Source organism: Janthinobacterium sp. EB271-G4-3-2, from assembly GCF_020858035.1.
GTDB lineage: Bacteria > Pseudomonadota > Gammaproteobacteria > Burkholderiales > Burkholderiaceae_D > Janthinobacterium > Janthinobacterium aestuarii.
The window spans coordinates 67,296-83,141 of record NZ_JACYMG010000017.1; the positions used below are offsets into that span (position 1 = coordinate 67,296).

Annotated in this window: 16 protein-coding genes; 9 read left to right on the top strand and 7 right to left on the bottom strand. The window is 62.4% G+C overall.

Annotated features, from left to right (window positions below; all coding sequences use genetic code 11):
* Positions 1–59: 59 nt before the first annotated feature.
* A complete protein-coding gene (locus tag IGS55_RS26230) occupies positions 60–902 on the top strand; it encodes a DMT family transporter (protein WP_230519094.1) in 843 nt (280 codons plus the stop codon).
* Between the two features lie 75 nt (positions 903–977).
* A complete protein-coding gene (lpxC, locus tag IGS55_RS26235) occupies positions 978–1,913 on the top strand; it encodes a UDP-3-O-acyl-N-acetylglucosamine deacetylase (protein WP_034748834.1) in 936 nt (311 codons plus the stop codon).
* A gap of 129 nt (positions 1,914–2,042) precedes the next feature.
* On the opposite strand, the gene IGS55_RS26240 is transcribed toward lpxC, so the two are convergent.
* The gene (locus tag IGS55_RS26240) at positions 2,043–2,552 is read right to left on the bottom strand and encodes a DciA family protein (protein ID WP_230519056.1); all 510 of its coding nucleotides are present in this window, start codon (positions 2,550–2,552) and stop codon (positions 2,043–2,045) included.
* A 279-nt stretch (positions 2,553–2,831) separates the two neighbouring features.
* Here IGS55_RS26240 and secA point away from each other — a divergent pair, with 279 nt between their 5' ends.
* From secA to IGS55_RS26270, 6 genes are all read left to right on the top strand, one after another.
* On the top strand, positions 2,832–5,600 hold the full coding sequence (gene secA / locus IGS55_RS26245; RefSeq protein WP_072456940.1) for a preprotein translocase subunit SecA: 2,769 nt from the start codon (positions 2,832–2,834) through the stop codon (positions 5,598–5,600).
* A gap of 155 nt (positions 5,601–5,755) precedes the next feature.
* Positions 5,756–6,994, top strand: coding sequence for a bifunctional glutamate N-acetyltransferase/amino-acid acetyltransferase ArgJ (argJ, locus tag IGS55_RS26250; protein WP_034784989.1), 1,239 nt, complete (start codon positions 5,756–5,758; stop codon positions 6,992–6,994).
* The gene (locus IGS55_RS26255) at positions 6,991–7,872 is read left to right on the top strand and encodes an ATP-binding protein (protein WP_230519055.1); all 882 of its coding nucleotides are present in this window, start codon (positions 6,991–6,993) and stop codon (positions 7,870–7,872) included. Before argJ ends, IGS55_RS26255 begins: the two co-directional genes overlap by 4 nt.
* Complete coding sequence (locus tag IGS55_RS26260; RefSeq protein ID WP_230519054.1) at positions 7,869–8,291, top strand: NUDIX domain-containing protein; 423 nt, start codon at positions 7,869–7,871, stop codon at positions 8,289–8,291. The genes IGS55_RS26255 and IGS55_RS26260 overlap by 4 nt, the downstream gene beginning before the upstream one ends.
* Positions 8,292–8,410: 119 nt before the next feature.
* Positions 8,411–8,620: a FitA-like ribbon-helix-helix domain-containing protein gene (locus tag IGS55_RS26265; RefSeq protein ID WP_128141369.1), complete on the top strand. Its 210-nt coding sequence runs from the start codon at positions 8,411–8,413 to the stop codon at positions 8,618–8,620.
* A gap of 6 nt (positions 8,621–8,626) precedes the next feature.
* Positions 8,627–9,043, top strand: a complete 417-nt coding sequence (locus tag IGS55_RS26270; protein ID WP_230519053.1) for a VapC toxin family PIN domain ribonuclease — start codon at positions 8,627–8,629, stop codon at positions 9,041–9,043.
* Between the two features lie 13 nt (positions 9,044–9,056).
* Here the strand turns inward: IGS55_RS26270 and yacG are convergent, their stop codons facing one another.
* The 6 genes from yacG to IGS55_RS26300 form a co-directional block, all read right to left on the bottom strand.
* A complete protein-coding gene (yacG, locus tag IGS55_RS26275; protein WP_034748814.1) occupies positions 9,057–9,248 on the bottom strand; it encodes a DNA gyrase inhibitor YacG in 192 nt (63 codons plus the stop codon).
* Between the two features lie 18 nt (positions 9,249–9,266).
* A complete protein-coding gene (gene zapD / locus IGS55_RS26280) occupies positions 9,267–10,022 on the bottom strand; it encodes a cell division protein ZapD (protein WP_035824877.1) in 756 nt (251 codons plus the stop codon).
* 62 nt (positions 10,023–10,084) lie between these two features.
* Complete coding sequence (coaE, locus tag IGS55_RS26285) at positions 10,085–10,732, bottom strand: dephospho-CoA kinase (protein WP_230519052.1); 648 nt, start codon at positions 10,730–10,732, stop codon at positions 10,085–10,087.
* A gap of 33 nt (positions 10,733–10,765) precedes the next feature.
* A complete protein-coding gene (locus IGS55_RS26290; RefSeq protein WP_230519051.1) occupies positions 10,766–11,635 on the bottom strand; it encodes a prepilin peptidase in 870 nt (289 codons plus the stop codon).
* Positions 11,636–11,741: 106 nt separating this feature from the next.
* On the bottom strand, positions 11,742–12,938 hold the full coding sequence (locus IGS55_RS26295; RefSeq protein ID WP_230519050.1) for a type II secretion system F family protein: 1,197 nt from the start codon (positions 12,936–12,938) through the stop codon (positions 11,742–11,744).
* 73 nt (positions 12,939–13,011) lie between these two features.
* Positions 13,012–14,484, bottom strand: a complete 1,473-nt coding sequence (locus tag IGS55_RS26300) for a DHA2 family efflux MFS transporter permease subunit (RefSeq protein WP_230519049.1) — start codon at positions 14,482–14,484, stop codon at positions 13,012–13,014.
* A gap of 205 nt (positions 14,485–14,689) precedes the next feature.
* Between IGS55_RS26300 and IGS55_RS26305 the strand changes: the two genes are divergently transcribed.
* The gene (locus IGS55_RS26305; protein ID WP_230519048.1) at positions 14,690–15,835 is read left to right on the top strand and encodes a hypothetical protein; all 1,146 of its coding nucleotides are present in this window, start codon (positions 14,690–14,692) and stop codon (positions 15,833–15,835) included.
* The last annotated feature ends 11 nt before the right edge of the window (positions 15,836–15,846 follow it).

Here is a 15,846-nt window from a genome sequence, read left to right on the forward strand (position 1 = left end):
TCTTTCGCCAGGAGTCTGTCCTGCTACCCCGCAATCCCAACCTGCGCAGCATCTATGTGATGCTGGTCGCCGTCGCCATGTTTTCCCTGATGGACACGGCCATGAAGCTGTTGTCCGCCCATTATCCCGCCATGCAGGTGACGGCCTTGCGCGCGCTGTCGTCCCTGCCGCTCGTGTGCCTGTACCTGCTGTACCGCGGCGCTTTCAAGAACGTACTGAAGGTGCGCTGGCCGCTGCACGTGCTGCGCGGCGCCCTGGGCGTGATGATGATTACCCTGTTCGCCTATGGCTTGAAGCGCATGTCGCTGGCCGAGGCGTATTCGCTGTTCTTCGTCGCTCCCTTGCTGATCACGGTGCTGTCGGTCTTTATCCTGAAGGAAAAAGTCGACGTCGCGCGCTGGTGCGCCATCGCCGTGGGGCTGCTGGGCGTGCTGGTGGCGCTGCGCCCAGACGGCTCGGGATTCTTTTCGCTGGCCGGCCTGGCCGTGCTGGGCTCGGCCGCCTGCTATGCCATTTCCGCCGTCACGGGCCGTATCCTCAGCCGCACGGACGCCAGCGAAAGCATGGTTTTCTGGCTGATGGTGATGATGGCCGCTGGCGGCGTGGCCCTGTCGGCGCACGAATGGGTGAGCATCCGCCGCGAAGACTGGTGGCTGCTGGCGGGCTTGTCATTGAGCGGCTTCCTGGGGCAGCTGGCGATTACGGAAGCGTTTCGCCATGGCAAGGCGTCCAGCGTGGCGCCGTTCGAATACTCGGCCCTGGCCTGGGGCATGGCCCTGGACTGGATGCTGTGGCGCGCCTTGCCCGACGAATACACGCTGATCGGCGCGGCCATCATCATCGGCAGCGGGATTTACCTGGTGCGCCGCGAAGCCGTGCATGCGGAAAGCGAACATCCGTAAGAAACGGTTGTGGTATTTCTGGCGTGATCCATGCCGCGCCGCAACGAAAATCCGGCAAATAGATATAATCGACAGATGTTAAAACAACGCACTATCAAACAACAGGTCCGCACCATCGGTGTTGGTTTGCATTCCGGCACCAAGGTCGAGCTGATCCTGCGTCCTGCCGCGATCGACACGGGCATCGTGTTTCGCCGCATCGACCTCGATCCCATCGTCGAGTTTCCCGCCAGCGCCATGGCTGTGGGCGACACGCGCATGGCTTCCGTGCTGATCAAGGATGGCGCCAGGGTGTCCACCGTGGAGCATCTGATGTCGGCGGCGGCGGGCCTGGGGATCGACAATATGTATATCGACGTGAATGCGGAAGAAATTCCCATCATGGACGGTTCCGCCTCGTCCTTCGTCTACCTGCTGCAGCAGGCTGGCGTGGAAGAGCAGCAGGCGGCGAAGAAATTCATCAAGGTCGTCAAGCCCGTGGAAGTGCGTCACGGTAAGGGCGACGCGGAGAAATGGGCGCGCTTGTCGCCATACGACGGTTTCAAGCTCGATTTCTTCATTGAATTCAACCATCCGGCCGTCGATGGCACGATGCAGCGCGCCTCGGTCGACTTTGGCGACGTGTCGTATGTGCACGACGTGGCGCGCGCGCGCACCTTCGGTTTCATGCAGGACGTGGAAAGCTTGCGCGGCATGGGCCTGGCACGTGGCGGTTCGCTGGAAAACGCCATCGTCATGGACGAGTACCGCATCCTCAACGCGGACGGCTTGCGCTATGAAGACGAGTTTGTGCGCCACAAGATCCTCGACGCCATCGGCGACCTGTACCTGGTGGGCCATCCCTTGCTCGCCTACTATACGGCGCACAAGTCCGGCCACGCGCTGAACAACCAGCTGCTGCTGGCGCTGCTGGAACAGCCCGATGCGTATGAAATCGTCTCGTTCGATACCAACGAGGCGGCGCCGCAATCCTACCTGCGCCAGATGGAGCGCGAGTGGTCGCTGACGTAGGTCGGATTAGCGGGGCGACGCCCCGCGTAATCCGACAACCATGTTGGCACTGATCGTGGTGTTGTCGGATTACGGCCCGAAGGGCCTAATCCGACCTACGCGATATGCGTTAATTTAGCGCCGTTATTCTCAGTCCCGCGGTTCGCGGTGGTGGCGCACTAAACTGCGCAGCGCCGCGATCAATTGCTCGTTCTGCTTCGATGGCGGCAGTGCCGTGCTCAGCTCTTCCAGGGCCGACATGGCTTTTTCCGGCAAGACCAGCGCCCGCGTATGCACGATGGGCGCGATGCTCTTGATGACTTGCACTTTCAGCTTGATGCCTGAAATCTGCCAGCCCTTTCTTTCCAGTTCCCCTTGCAACTTAGGTAATTGCTGCTTGAGTTTCGCCGCCAGCGCCGCGTTCGGCGTGGCCAGCACCAGTTGGCCGCCCTCGAATTGCAGGATGTCGCAATGCTCGAACATCGCCGGCAAGGCCTTGGCGCAATCTTTCTGCAGGGCGGCCAGGCGCGTGACGGTGGGCATCAGGGAAGCCATCGTCGCGTTGCCGCGCAGAAAATCGGTTGCGCCCGTGACGGCCGGGCCTGAACGGGCAAAGCCGTAGCCGCGGCGCGGCGCCGGAGAATAAGTGGGAGTTCGCATGGGCGAAACATAGCACACTCGCCCGCGCATGACGAGTGCTGCCGCGGGTGCGGCGCAGGCGTGCGGGCCGTATTGCCTTACAGTATGGAAAATGTCCGCAATTTCTGCCATTTGTTTGTCATTAAGCTATTGTTATATGGCGCATTACCCCAACCATGTCGGGAACGCATGATAAAATCATCGTCTTTTGCCATAGTCGAACTCCGTGCGGTGACGCGATACCTACCTCGTTGTTCCCTACCGAGCTTTTTTTAACGGCGTTTTTTCAAGAATTCAAGCATGTCATTACTGACCCAGATTTTCGGTAGCCGCAACCAGCGGCTGCTCAAGCAATACCAAAAAACGGTACGCGAGATCAATGCGCTCGAGCCGGCCATCGAAAAGCTGTCGGATGCCGAGCTGCAAGCGAAAACGCCTGCCTTCAAGGAACGCATCGCCGCTGGCGAATCGCTCGATGCCTTGTTGCCGGAAGCCTTTGCCGTTTGCCGCGAGGCCAGCAAGCGCGTCCTGCGCATGCGCCATTTCGATGTGCAGATGATCGGCGGCATGGTCTTGCATTTCGGTAAGATCGCGGAAATGGGCACGGGCGAGGGCAAGACCCTGATGGCAACCTTGCCAGCCTACCTGAATGCCCTGTCGGGCAAGGGCGTGCATATCGTCACCGTCAATGATTACCTGGCGCAGCGCGATGCCGAAACCATGGGCCGCCTGTATGCATGGCTGGGGCTGTCGACTGGCGTGAACATGTCGCAGATGGAGCACAGCGCCAAGCAGCAGGCGTACAACTCCGACATCACCTATGGCACGAACAATGAATTCGGTTTCGACTTCTTGCGCGACAATATGGTCTACGAAGCGCGCGAACGCGTGCAGCGCAGCCTGAACTTCGGCATCGTCGATGAAGTCGACTCGATTCTGATCGATGAAGCGCGTACTCCGCTGATCATTTCGGGCCAGGCCGAGAACCATACGGACCTGTATCACAAGATCAATGAAGTGCCTGCGCGTCTGACTTTGCAGATCGGCGAAGAAACGCCGGATGGCAAGGGCAAGGTTGAAGTACCGGGCGACTACACGAAGGATGAAAAAGCGCACCAGGTGCTGCTGACGGAAGCCGGCCACGAAAAGGCCGAAGGCATCCTGATGGAAATGGGCCTGCTGCCGGAAGGCGCGTCGCTGTACGATTCGGCCAACATCACCCTCGTGCACCACCTGTATGCGGCCCTGCGCGCGCATGCGCTGTACTTCAAGGATCAGCACTATGTGGTGCAGAACAATGAAGTGGTGATCGTCGATGAATTCACGGGTCGTCTGATGACGGGCCGCCGCTGGTCCGATGGCTTGCACCAGGCCGTCGAAGCGAAAGAAGGCGTCAAGATCCAGAACGAGAACCAGACGCTGGCCTCGATCACCTTCCAGAACTACTTCCGCATGTACGCCAAGCTGGCTGGCATGACCGGTACGGCCGATACCGAAGCGTACGAATTCCAGGAAATCTACGGCCTGGAAACGGTCGTGATCCCGCAAAACCGTCCGCTGCAGCGCAAGGACCGCCAGGATCAGGTCTACAAATCGTCGGCGGAAAAATACAACGCGATGTTGAACGACATCCGCGACTGCTACGAGCGCGGCCAGCCCGTGCTGGTCGGTACGACTTCGATCGAAAACTCGGAACTGCTGTCGGGCATCCTGACCAAGGCCGGTTTGCCGCACAACGTGCTGAACGCGAAGCAGCATGCCCGCGAAGCGGAAATCATCGCCCAGGCAGGCCGTCCGAAAGCCATCACCATCGCCACCAACATGGCCGGCCGCGGTACGGACATCGTGTTGGGCGGTAACGTCGAGAACCAGATCAAATTCATCGAAGCCAATGCTGAACTGAGCGACGCCGACAAGGCAGCCCAGTCGCAGACCTTGCGCGATGAATGGCAATCCCTGCACGACCACGTGGTCAATGCGGGCGGCTTGCACATCATCGGCACCGAACGCCACGAATCGCGCCGCGTCGACAACCAGCTGCGTGGCCGTGCCGGCCGCCAGGGCGATCCGGGTTCGTCGCGTTTCTATTTGTCGCTCGACGACGCGCTGCTGCGCATCTTCGCCGGCGACCGCGTGCGCGCCGTGATGGACCGTTTGAAAATGCCGGAAGGCGAACCGATCGAGGCAGGCATCGTCTCGCGTTCGATCGAATCGGCCCAGCGCAAGGTGGAAGCGCGCAACTTCGACATCCGCAAGCAATTGCTGGAATACGATGACGTCGCCAATGACCAGCGTAAAGTCATCTACCAGCAGCGTAACGAGCTGCTGGAAACGACGGACATCTCGGACATGATCGCCTCCCTGCGTCACGGCGTGTTCACCGACCTGGTGCACGAATACGTGCCGCACGAATCGGTGGAAGAGCAGTGGGATATCAAGGGCCTGGAAAATACCCTGGCCAGCGAATGGCAGCTCGACTTGCCGCTGCAGCAATTGCTGGAAGCCGATTCGACCCTGACGGACGAAGAGATCCTGGAAAAAGTGCTGGCCGCGGCCGATGCCGTGTACCAGTCGAAGATCGACATCGTCGGCAAGGAATCGTTTGGCGGCTTCGAACGCAATGTCATGCTGCAAAGCGTGGACAGCCACTGGCGCGAACACCTGGCGGCGCTCGATCACCTGCGCCAGGGTATTCACCTGCGCGGTTATGCGCAGAAGAACCCGAAACAGGAATACAAGCGCGAAGCGTTTGAACTGTTTGGCCAGATGCTCGACATGATCAAGAACGACGTCACGAAACACGTGATGACGGTGCGTATCCAGTCGCGCGAAGAAGTCGATGCGGCCGAACAGGCGATGCAGCAGTCGCACGTGGAAAACGTGCACTACCAGCACGCCGAATTCGACCCGAACGCGGCGCCGGAAGAATTGCTGGCGCCTGCGGCCGGCGGCAATATGGACAACGTCGACGACATGAGCGTGAGTATGGGCGTCAAAGTGGGCCGCAACGACCCATGCCCTTGCGGCAGCGGCAAGAAGTACAAAGCCTGTCATGGAAAATTGGCGTAAAGCCGGTTTGACAGCTTGAGCAAAAACGGAGACCGCGGTCTCCGTTTTTTTATGCCTTTTCAATTGACTGGCGCGCATGTGTGGGCACGCATGTTCACCGGCGCCGCGAAGGCGCTACAATAGCGCTTCCATTTTCCCTCGCAGAAGAACTCACCATGGCCGTCAATTCTCCCAAGCCCGTCGCCGCCGACTTGAAAGCCGTCGCCGGCATTGAAATCGGTGTTGCCGAAGCCGGCATCAAGAAACCCAACCGCAAGGATTTGCTGGTATTGAAACTGGCGCCGACGGCCACCGTGGCCGGCGTGTTCACCTTGAACCGCTTCTGCGCCGCGCCCGTGCAAATCTCGAAAGCCAACCTGGCGGCCGTGACGGCCGGCGCCGCGCCGATCCGCGCGCTGCTGGTCAACACGGGCAACGCGAATGCGGGCACGGGCGAATCGGGCCTGGCCGACGCGCAGGCCAGCTGCGCGGCGCTGGCCGAACTGCTGGGCTGCACGCCGCAGCAGATTTTGCCGTTTTCCACGGGCGTGATTCTCGAACCCCTGCCCGTGCAGCGCCTCGTCGCCGGCTTGCCGCAAGCCGTGGCCGCGCTGACCTCGGACAACTGGTTCTCGGCCGCCGAAGCCATCATGACCACCGACACGCAGCCGAAAGCCGGTTCGCGCACGGTCACCATCGGTGGCCACGCGGTGACCCTGACGGGCATCAGCAAGGGCGCCGGCATGATCAAGCCGAACATGGCCACCATGCTCGGTTTCCTCGCGTTTGACGCCACCGTGGCGCAACCGGTGCTGGACCAGCTGGTGAAGCAGGCGGCCGACAAATCGTTCAACTGCATCACCATCGATGGCGACACGTCCACCAATGACTCGTTCATGCTGGTCGCCACGGGCGCCGGCAGCCTGGTCATCGATTCCATCGATTCGCCGCACTATGCGGAACTGGCCGCCGCCGTCACCGAACTGTCGACCTTCCTGGCACAAGCCATCGTGCGCGATGGCGAAGGCGCGACCAAGTTCATGACCGTGACCGTGGAGGACGGCCGCAACGTGGAAGAGTGCCGCAAGATCGCCTATTCCATCGCCCATTCGCCGCTGGTGAAAACCGCCTTCTTCGCGTCCGATCCGAACCTGGGCCGCATCCTGGCCGCCATTGGCTACGCGGGCGTGGACGACCTGGACGTGGGCCAGCTGAACCTGTACCTGGACGACGTGTGGGTGGCCAAGAACGGCGGCCGCAACCCCGACTATCAGGAACAGGATGGCCAGCGCGTGATGCAGCAAAGCGAAATCACCATCCGCGTCAAGCTGGCGCGCGGCGATGCCACGGCCACCCTGTGGACGTGCGACCTGTCGCATGACTACGTGTCGATCAACGCCGACTACCGCTCATGACCGGCCTCGATCAATTCCTGATCCGCGCCGAGCGAGTACTGGCGCGTCTCGAGTCGATCTTGCCGCCGGCCTTGCCGGCAACCGACTGGAACAGCTTTGCCTTCCGCTGGCGCCGGCGCCAGGGCGCGCTTCCTTATTTGCAGGCCGTGGCCCATGTGTCGTCCATCGCCTTGGATGATTTGCACAACATCGGCACGCAAAAAGCGCAGATCGAGCAGAATACGCGCCAGTTCGTCAGCAACCGTCCGGCCAACAACGTGCTGCTGACGGGCGCGCGCGGCACGGGCAAGTCGTCGCTGATCAAGGCTTGTTTGAACCAGTTCGCCGATCAAGGTCTGCGTCTGATCGAAGTGGACAAGGCGGACCTGGCCGACCTGCCCGACATCGTCGACCTGGTGGCGGCACGCCCCGAGCGCTTCATCATCTTTTGCGACGACCTGTCGTTCGAAGAGGGTGAAAGCGGCTACAAGGCGCTGAAAGTGGCGCTCGACGGCAGCATCGCCGCGCAATCGGACAATGTGCTGATCTACGCCACCTCGAATCGCCGTCACTTGATGCCCGAGCGCATGTCGGACAACAGCAGCTACAAGACGGACGACGATGGCGATCTGCATCCGGGCGAGACGGTGGAAGAGAAAATCTCGCTGTCCGAGCGGTTCGGCCTGTGGCTGTCGTTCTACCCGTTCAAGCAGGACGATTACCTCGATATCGCGGCGCACTGGCTCGCTTCGTTCGGCTGCACGCCGGAACAGATCGCGGCAGCGCGCGGCGACGCCCTGCGCTGGGCCTTGCAGCGCGGTTCCCGTTCGGGCCGTGTCGCCTGGCAATTCGCGCGCGATTATGCGGGGAAACTTCCTGCGGGAAAGCTGCCGCAATGAGCGAAGTGAAAATCAAACCGGTCGATGTCGCCGTCGGCATCCTGATGAAGCCGAATGGCGACGTGCTGCTGGGCCAGCGCCCGGCCGGCAAGCCGTATGACGGCTATTGGGAATTTCCTGGCGGTAAAGTCGAGCCTGGCGAGGCCATTTTTGACGCCTTGAAACGCGAGTTTGTCGAAGAACTGGGCTTGCATATCGACAGTGCCGAAGCCTGGTGCGGCGTCGAATATGTGTATCCGCACGCCCATGTGCGCCTGCATTTCTATATCAGCCGCGAATGGCGGGGCGAGCCGCAAAGCCTGGAAGGGCAGGCGTTCGCCTGGCAGGGTACGGTCGGCGTGGAACCCTTGCTGCCGGCCACCATTCCCTTGCTGGAATGGCTGGACGAGGTGCGCCGGGAATCGTTGACACCTGCCTGATCTCCACTTGTGCCAGCGGGCAGCAGCATGCTGCGTGCTGGCGCAAGCTTTCCTGTGACTCTCCTTGTATAGTCGGCGCTTTGCGCTACAGTGCTTTCATCACGCACCGGGAGCCTCGCATGCCGCTGACACTGACCTTTACCGATACCGATGAATTGCTGATTGCTGCCTTGCACAAGCGTGCCCGCGCGCATGGGCGCAGCATCGAGGATGAGCACCGCGACATCTTGCGTAGCGCCTTGCGGCCCCTGCCGAAGCGTCCGCTCGACGATATTTTGCGCAGCATGCCCGACGTGGGGCTGGACGTGGATTTCGAGCGCCGCCCCTGATGCGCCATGCCTATGCCCGCCTACCTGGTCGACACGGATGTGATCGTTGCGGCGCGCAAGGGCAATGCTGCGCCACCAGGTGTCGCGGATTTTTTCGAGCGGGTGACGCCGGAGATGCGCTATGTGCCGGTGCAGGTGATCGCGCAATTGCGCGCAGGCATACAGCGCAGCTGGCGGCGCGAAGCGGCGCTGGAAGCACTGGCGCTGGAGGGCTGGCTGGAAGCCGTGCTGGCGGAGTATGCGCCGCGGCTGCTGGAATTCGACCTCGATTGCGCCCTCGTGTGCGCGCGCCTGCATGGTCACGCGCATGGCGTCGATGGGCAGATCGCGGCGATGGGCATCGCGTATGGCTTGACGGTGGTTAGTGGCAGGCTCGACAGTTTCGCGGCGCAGGGGCTGCGCCTGGAAAATCCGTTTAGTTGACGCTCATTGCGGCTTACTGCGGCTTGTTGTCTTCGTCCGCCAATGGGTCTTCGAACGGGTCGGCGGCGGGGATCGTGTATTTTTCTTCGGCCCAGGCACCCAGGTCGATCTGCTTGCAGCGTTCCGAGCAGAAGGGGCGGAATTTATTGGCTTCAGTCCATTCGACTTTGGCGGCACAGGTAGGGCAGTTAACGACGGTCATGATGGGGCAAATAAGTAACAGTTAAAAATTACAGAGCGTGAGCTCGAACGGGACATCTTCTTCCAGCGGCTTGGGTTTCAAGTCGCCGCCCTGGGTAGTGAAGCGTACCCACAGCATGTATTTGTTGGCGGAAATTTCCGGGATGGCGCCGCTGTTTTCATCGAGGCTCAGGCGCAGCATCTGGTACACCTTGCCTTGCAGCATTTGCTGGTAGCTGCCGCCATTGGCGATCAGTTTAACGGGGCCGCCGGAATCGCGCAGCAGGCGCAAGACGAGGGCCAGCGCATCGAACAGGGGTGCCAGCGGGGCGAACCACGCGTGGATATCGGTCAGGCGCTGTTCCGAGCTGCGTTTTTGCCAGGCAAAGTAGGACGGCAAGTCAAACTCGCAGGCGCCGCCGGGGATGATGGTGCGGCCGCGGATGCTCATCAGCCATTCATTGTCGCGGATATTCTGCCCCGTCTTGCCTTGCGCCGCCACCAGGGCGCCGCTGACACTGTCGAGTTCAGCGAGGATGGCGTCGAGGGTTTCCGGTTCCACGTTTGGGTTGCTGCGGTAACCGAGCAGGCTCTGGCGCTGGCGCTCGAGTTCTTGCAGCAAGTCGGACTTCAGGTCGGCGCGGCCGGCCACTTCGAGCATATCGAAAATAGTTGCCAAGGCAACATGGTGCTGCATTGCATGTTCTTGCTGGATGAAGAACTTGAATTTGTCGTACAGGTCTTCCAGCCGCAACAAGGTACGTATGCGTTCGTTGAAAGGGTATTCGTAGACAATCAAAATAATTCCCTTAAGTAAGGACCTGCAAACAATCCCGTGATTTTGAACCAAGCGTCGACAAATTACAAACGTTGCGGGGCCATTCCAGCCATTCTTTTTGAAAATGCCAGATATAAATCGTGCAACTGGGCAATCTGCGGTGCCAGGGCGGCCAAATCGCCATTGTTGTCGATCACATCGTCCGCCGCCGCCAGGCGCATGGCGCGCGTGGCCTGCGTGGCCATGATGGCTTTGACTTGTTCTTCCGATAAGCCATTGCGCGCCATCACGCGCGACACTTGCAGGCTTTCAAGGCAATCGATGACCAGTACCCGGTTGACCCGCTCCACCCAGCCGCCGGACTCGACCAACAGGGGCACGGCAAAGATCACGTAGCTGCCCGTCGCCGCTTCGGCCGCCGCCAGGGTGGCCTGGCGGATGCGCGGGTGCAGGATGGCTTCCAGTTTCGCCTTGGCGGCAGCGTCGGAAAACACGAGCTTGCGCATTTTGGTGCGGTCGAGGGCGCCGCGCGCATCGGCGTAGCCGGCGCCAAATTCCGCCACCAGGGCCGGCATGGCGGCGCCATTGGGCGCCGTCAGGCTGTGGGCGATCTGGTCGGTGTCGACGATGGAGGCGCCGCGCGCGGCGAACATGTCGGCCACCGTGCTCTTGCCGCAACCGATGCCGCCGGTGAGACCGACGCTGAAATAAGGGGCGTTTTGTCGTTGCATGTATTTATCCATAGGGGCGCAGTGCAGCGCCGGTCAGCCGGTCAGGCCCAGTGTAAGCCGCGACAGGGGCGCGCCGTACAGCAGCGCGATCAGGCCCGCCGCCGCCAGGTAGGGGCCGAACGGAATCGGTTTGTCGCGCCCGCGCTTGGCAAACACGATCAGGCCGATGCCGACCACGGCGCCCACCAGCGACGACAACAAGATGATCGTCGGCAGCATGGTCCAGCCCAGCCACGCGCCGAGCGCCGCCAGCAATTTGAAGTCACCATAGCCCATTCCCTCCTTGCCTGTCGCCAGCTTGAAGGCCCAGTACACGGCCCACAGGGCCAGGTAGCCGGCGGCCGCGCCGATGACGGCCTCTTGCAGGGGCACGAAAGTGCCGTTGATATTGACCAGCAAGCCGGCCCACAGCAGGGGAAAGGTGAGGTCGTCGGGCAGCATTTGCGTATCGGCATCGATGAAGGTCATGGCGATCAGCAAATACGCAAACAGGAGCGTGGCCAGGCCCGTCCAGCCGCTGCCGAAGTGCCAGATCAAGAGGGCCGACAGCGCGCCCGTCAGCAGCTCGACGAGCGGATAGCGCACGGAGATCGGCGCCTTGCAGGCGCTGCACTTGCCACGCAGCAGCAGGTAGCTGATGACGGGGATGTTTTCCATGGCCGTGATGCGGTGGCCGCAGGCGGTGCAGTTCGAGTGCGGCAGCATCAGGTTGTAGCGGTCCGTGTGCGGCAAGGGCAAGCCGCTTTCTTCCGCCACGTAATTATCGGAGTCGCGCTGCATCATTTTCGGCACGCGGTGGATCACCACGTTGAGGAAACTGCCGACGATCAGGCCGAACAGGGCGGCGACGAGGGCGACGGGCAGGTTGCCGGGCGCGGCGAACAGCAGGGTATCTTGCAGCATGGTGGAGTTGTCTGAGGTGATGATGTTGCCGCGCAAACATTGCCTGGCACTGCCGCAGTGTAAAACATCTGCCGGTGCATGGGGACGTTTTGCGCAGGACGAACGGTCAAATCACGGCCCCGAGCTTGAAAATCGGCAAATACAAGGCGATCACGAGGGAGCCGACGAGCACGCCCAGCACCACCATCAGCGCCGGTTCCAGCAGGGCCGAGAGCGTGGCCACGGTGGCGTCGATCTCGGCCTCGATGATGTCCGCCGCGCGCGACAGCATGGCGTCGAGCGCGCCCGATTCCTCGCCGATCAGGGCCAGTTGCGTGAGCAACGGGGGAAACACGGCGCTGTGTTCCATGGCCAGGGCCAGGCTGCCGCCGGCGCGGATTTCATGCTCGATGCGCGTTGTCGCTTCCTGATACAGCGCGTGGCCGGAGGCGGCGCCCACCAGGCCGAGCGAGTCGAGCAGCGGCACGCCGGCGGCGAACATGGCGGCCAGGGTGCGCGTCCAGCGGGCGATCGCCGCCTTGCGCAGAAGCGGGCCGAACACGGGCAGGCGCAATGCCCGTAGTTGCGTGTTGCGCCGCAAGGCGGGCCAGCGGCGCCAGGCCAGGTGCGGCAGCACGCAAGCGAACACGAGCGTCGCAAGCAAGGCCAGCCAGTAATGCACGAGGAAGGCGGACACACCCATGACGACGAGGGTGGGCAGCGGCAACGGGGCGCCGAAGCTGTCGAAGACCTGGCGGAACGCGGGCACGACGACGCTCATGATGATGGCCGTGACGACGATGGCGACGAGTACGATGACCAGTGGATACATCAGCGCACCGCGCACCTGCCGCCGCAGGGCGATGGCCTTTTCCTGGTGCGTGGCCAGGCGCGCCAGCAATTCCTGCACGATGCCGGCCTGTTCGCCCGCCGCCAGCAGGTTGCAATACAGCTCGTCAAACAGCAGGGGGAACTGGCGGAATGCCTGCTGCAGGCTGCTGCCCGCTTCGATGTCGCGGCGCAAGTCGCGCATCAGCTGCGTGACGGCGGGTTTGGCGTGCCCCTTGCCGGCGATGTCGAAGGCGTGCAGCAGCGGCACGCCGGCCGCCATCATGGTCGACAACTGGCGCGTGAACAGGGCGATATCCTTGCGCGTGATGGCCTTGCCGGGCGCGGCGCGCGGGGCTTTTACCTTGCTGGCAAGGATGCCCTGGCGTCTGAGCGCGGCCTTGGCCGTGGTGGCGTCGGCCGCCCGCAAGATGCCATCGACCGCCTTGCCATGGCGGTCCGTGCCCTTCCACGCAAAGCGCCGCTCGGCCGCCATGTGCACCTCCTGCCGTCACGGTAGCAGCGCCGGGCCAAAGCGCCAGCGGCGCTGGCGGCAAGCTTGATGTGGCTCAGCCTTTCTTGGTTTGCACTTCCGTCTGCACAACGGCCTGGGCCTTCACGTCGGCCGCATCGTCCTCGTCGCTATCCGTGCCCTTGCTGATGCTTTCGCCATCGTCGCGGCGCAAGGTCCAGAAGGTCAGCGAGGACAGCACCGTCAGGGCGGCCAGGGTCAGGAAGGCGTGGTGCAGCGCCTTGCTGAGCATGGCGCGGTCCGACTGCGGCATGTCGCCCAGGTACCAGCCCGTGATCAGCGAACCGAAGGCGAGGCCAAAGCTCATCGACAATTGCTGCATCGAGCTGGCGATGGTGCTGGCCATGCTGGAATCGGCCTTGTCGACGTCGGCATACGCGATGGTATTCATGCTGGAAAACTGCAGCGAATTGAAAAATCCCATGCACAGGCTGATGGCAACGATCACGTACAGGGGCGTGCCCACACTTACCTGCGAAAACATGGCGATGGTGACGCCGATCAGCACCGTGTTGACGATCAGCACCTGGCGGTAGCCGAAACGGGCCAGCACGCGCGCGGAAATGAATTTCATGCCCATGGCGGCCGCGGCCGACGGCATCATCAGCAAGCCCGATTGCCACGCGGGCAAGCCCAGGCCCAGCTGGTACAGCAGCGGCAACAGGAAGGGCAGGCCGCCCACGCCCAGGCGCGTGACGAAGCCGCCCACCACGGAGACGCGGAAGGTGCGGATCTTGAACAGGGTCAGGCGCAGCAGCGGGTGCAGCACTTCGCTTGAATGCCAGGCATACGCGGCCAGCAGGCTGATGGAAATGAACAGCAGCACGGCAAACGAGGTGCCGTCGATGCGGTGTTCGCCGAAGATTTCCAGCAGCCATGACAGCAGCGCGATGCCCGTGCCGAACAGGACCAGGCCGATCAGGTCCAGCGGACGGGGCTTGTCGCCGTAGTAATCGGGCATGTAGCGGTGCGCCAGGTACAGCGCCACCAGGCCGACAGGCACGTTGACGAAGAAAATCTCGCGCCACGACAGCCAGTGCACGATCAGCCCGCCCACCGTGGGGCCCAGCAGGGGGCCGATCAGGGCGGGGATGATGACGAAATTCATGGCCGCCAGTAATTGCGACTTGGGAAAGGTGCGGATGATGGTGAGCCTTCCCACCGGCATCATCATGGCCGCGCCCACCCCTTGCAGCAGGCGCGCGGCCACCAGCATGGGGGCATTCACGGACAGGCCGCACAGGATGGAAGCGATGGTGAAGATGGCGACGGCGGCGGAAAACACGCGCCGCGTGCCGAAGCGGTCGGCCATCCAGCCGCTGATGGGAATGCACACGGCCAGGCTCAGGATGTAGCTGGTGACGACGGCCTTCAGGCTCAGCGGCGTCACGTTCAGGCTGGCGGCCATGGCGGGGATGGCGGTGTTGACGATGGTGGAGTCGAGTTGCTCCATGAACAGGGCGGTGGCGACCACCCAGGGAAGGTAGCTTTTAATCGGGGAACTGGTCATGGATGCGAGCCTGAGGAGGAAAAACGGAGCCGACAGTACGACGAATTGTCACATAAATGGCGCAGGCGTGCCGCCCGCGCCGTTCATTTTGGCAGCTTGCCGGGGGCAGAGTCCATGGAACATTTGTTCCATGGCAATAGATTGCGGGCAAGGCTAGCATGTGTTTTTCGGCAGCCCCGGCCCCTTTCCTCGAAAGCCATACCACATGAAAAATGCACTTACCTTCCTTGTCCTGGGCGCGGCCCTGTCCGCCTGCGGTGGCGGCAGCGATGGCGGCACGCCGGAAGCACCGGTCACGCCGCCCGTCGTGGTCACGCCCGTCGCCGACCCCGTGACGGTCGCCTCGCAAGCGGTCGCGGCCCAGGCCGGCCTGGCCGTGATCGCCGGCGCCAATGGGGATGAGACGGTGTATGACGTGGCCGCCGACATCGGCGACACGTGGCGCATCACGTTCGACAGCGCGAAGAAAACCTACGCCATCCGCGTCCTGTCGACGCAGTTCGGCCTGGTCGACCGCAGCGGCACGTTCAGCGCTGTCACCGCCGGCCATCTCACCACCTACACGGGAACGGATTTCAGCGTCACCGTCGACGCGCGCACGCGCCTGCTGACGGGGACCGTGAAACTGGGCAGCATGCATTCCAACGTCAGCGGCAGCGGCTATGCCGTCACCGACGTGGCCAGGCTGGCCGGCAGCTATATCTTCCTGGGCACCATGCGCAATGCATCGAACGGCGGCGACCGTTTCAATCCGAAAGGCAGCCTCAAGGTGGCGGCCGATGGCAGCGCGCAACTGTGCAATGGCGGCGTGTTCAATGCGCAAGGCGTGTGCTCCGCGGTATCGCCGCAGCTGGAAGCGGAAAATGCCAGCCTGACCCTGGTTCGTGACGCGGCGCGTGGTCTGATCATCGCCCGCCAGGGTGACCAGGACTTCGGCATCGTGCACGCGCACGCAGGGGACCGGGGGCTGGCGCTGTTCATCGACCGCTACAGCCGCAACCAGCAGAACGTGCTGCGCGTGGGCACCATCGTCGCCGCCAAGCAGCAAAAGATCAGCACCGAAATCGCCGGCAGCTACGCCTGCGCGGCGCCGGGCATCAGCGCGAAGATCGTCGTGGCCGGCAGCACCGCCACCATCACCAACAATACCGCCGGCAAGACGCATGCGGAAACCATCACCATCAACAAGCTGGGCCTGGGCGCGCAAGCCGTCGATTTCGATGGCATCGCCGTGTTCAAGGACCCGGCCGACGTGCCGGCGGATTACTCGATGTTCATGCCGGTGTCGTCGAGCATGGCGGTCGAATTCTCGACCGACCGCTCGTATATGGGCACGTGCCTGAAAAATTAACAGGTGCCGCC

Excerpts from the sequence above, each read along its gene's own strand:
- IGS55_RS26255 (WP_230519055.1), top strand. The coding sequence starts at position 6,991 with ATGACCGGCCTCGATCAATTCCTGATCCGCGCCGAGCGAGTACTGGCG.
- IGS55_RS26290 (WP_230519051.1), bottom strand. The coding sequence starts at position 11,635 with ATGCTGCAAGATACCCTGCTGTTCGCCGCGCCCGGCAACCTGCCCGTC.
- secA (WP_072456940.1), top strand. The coding sequence starts at position 2,832 with ATGTCATTACTGACCCAGATTTTCGGTAGCCGCAACCAGCGGCTGCTC.
- IGS55_RS26300 (WP_230519049.1), bottom strand. The coding sequence starts at position 14,484 with ATGACCAGTTCCCCGATTAAAAGCTACCTTCCCTGGGTGGTCGCCACC.
- IGS55_RS26240 (WP_230519056.1), bottom strand. The coding sequence starts at position 2,552 with ATGCGAACTCCCACTTATTCTCCGGCGCCGCGCCGCGGCTACGGCTTT.
- IGS55_RS26260 (WP_230519054.1), top strand. The coding sequence starts at position 7,869 with ATGAGCGAAGTGAAAATCAAACCGGTCGATGTCGCCGTCGGCATCCTG.
- IGS55_RS26265 (WP_128141369.1), top strand. The coding sequence starts at position 8,411 with ATGCCGCTGACACTGACCTTTACCGATACCGATGAATTGCTGATTGCT.
- IGS55_RS26230 (WP_230519094.1), top strand. The coding sequence starts at position 60 with ATGCTGGTCGCCGTCGCCATGTTTTCCCTGATGGACACGGCCATGAAG.
- argJ (WP_034784989.1), top strand. The coding sequence starts at position 5,756 with ATGGCCGTCAATTCTCCCAAGCCCGTCGCCGCCGACTTGAAAGCCGTC.
- IGS55_RS26295 (WP_230519050.1), bottom strand. The coding sequence starts at position 12,938 with ATGGCGGCCGAGCGGCGCTTTGCGTGGAAGGGCACGGACCGCCATGGC.
- IGS55_RS26270 (WP_230519053.1), top strand. The coding sequence starts at position 8,627 with ATGCCTATGCCCGCCTACCTGGTCGACACGGATGTGATCGTTGCGGCG.
- lpxC (WP_034748834.1), top strand. The coding sequence starts at position 978 with ATGTTAAAACAACGCACTATCAAACAACAGGTCCGCACCATCGGTGTT.
- coaE (WP_230519052.1), bottom strand. The coding sequence starts at position 10,732 with ATGCAACGACAAAACGCCCCTTATTTCAGCGTCGGTCTCACCGGCGGC.
- IGS55_RS26305 (WP_230519048.1), top strand. The coding sequence starts at position 14,690 with ATGAAAAATGCACTTACCTTCCTTGTCCTGGGCGCGGCCCTGTCCGCC.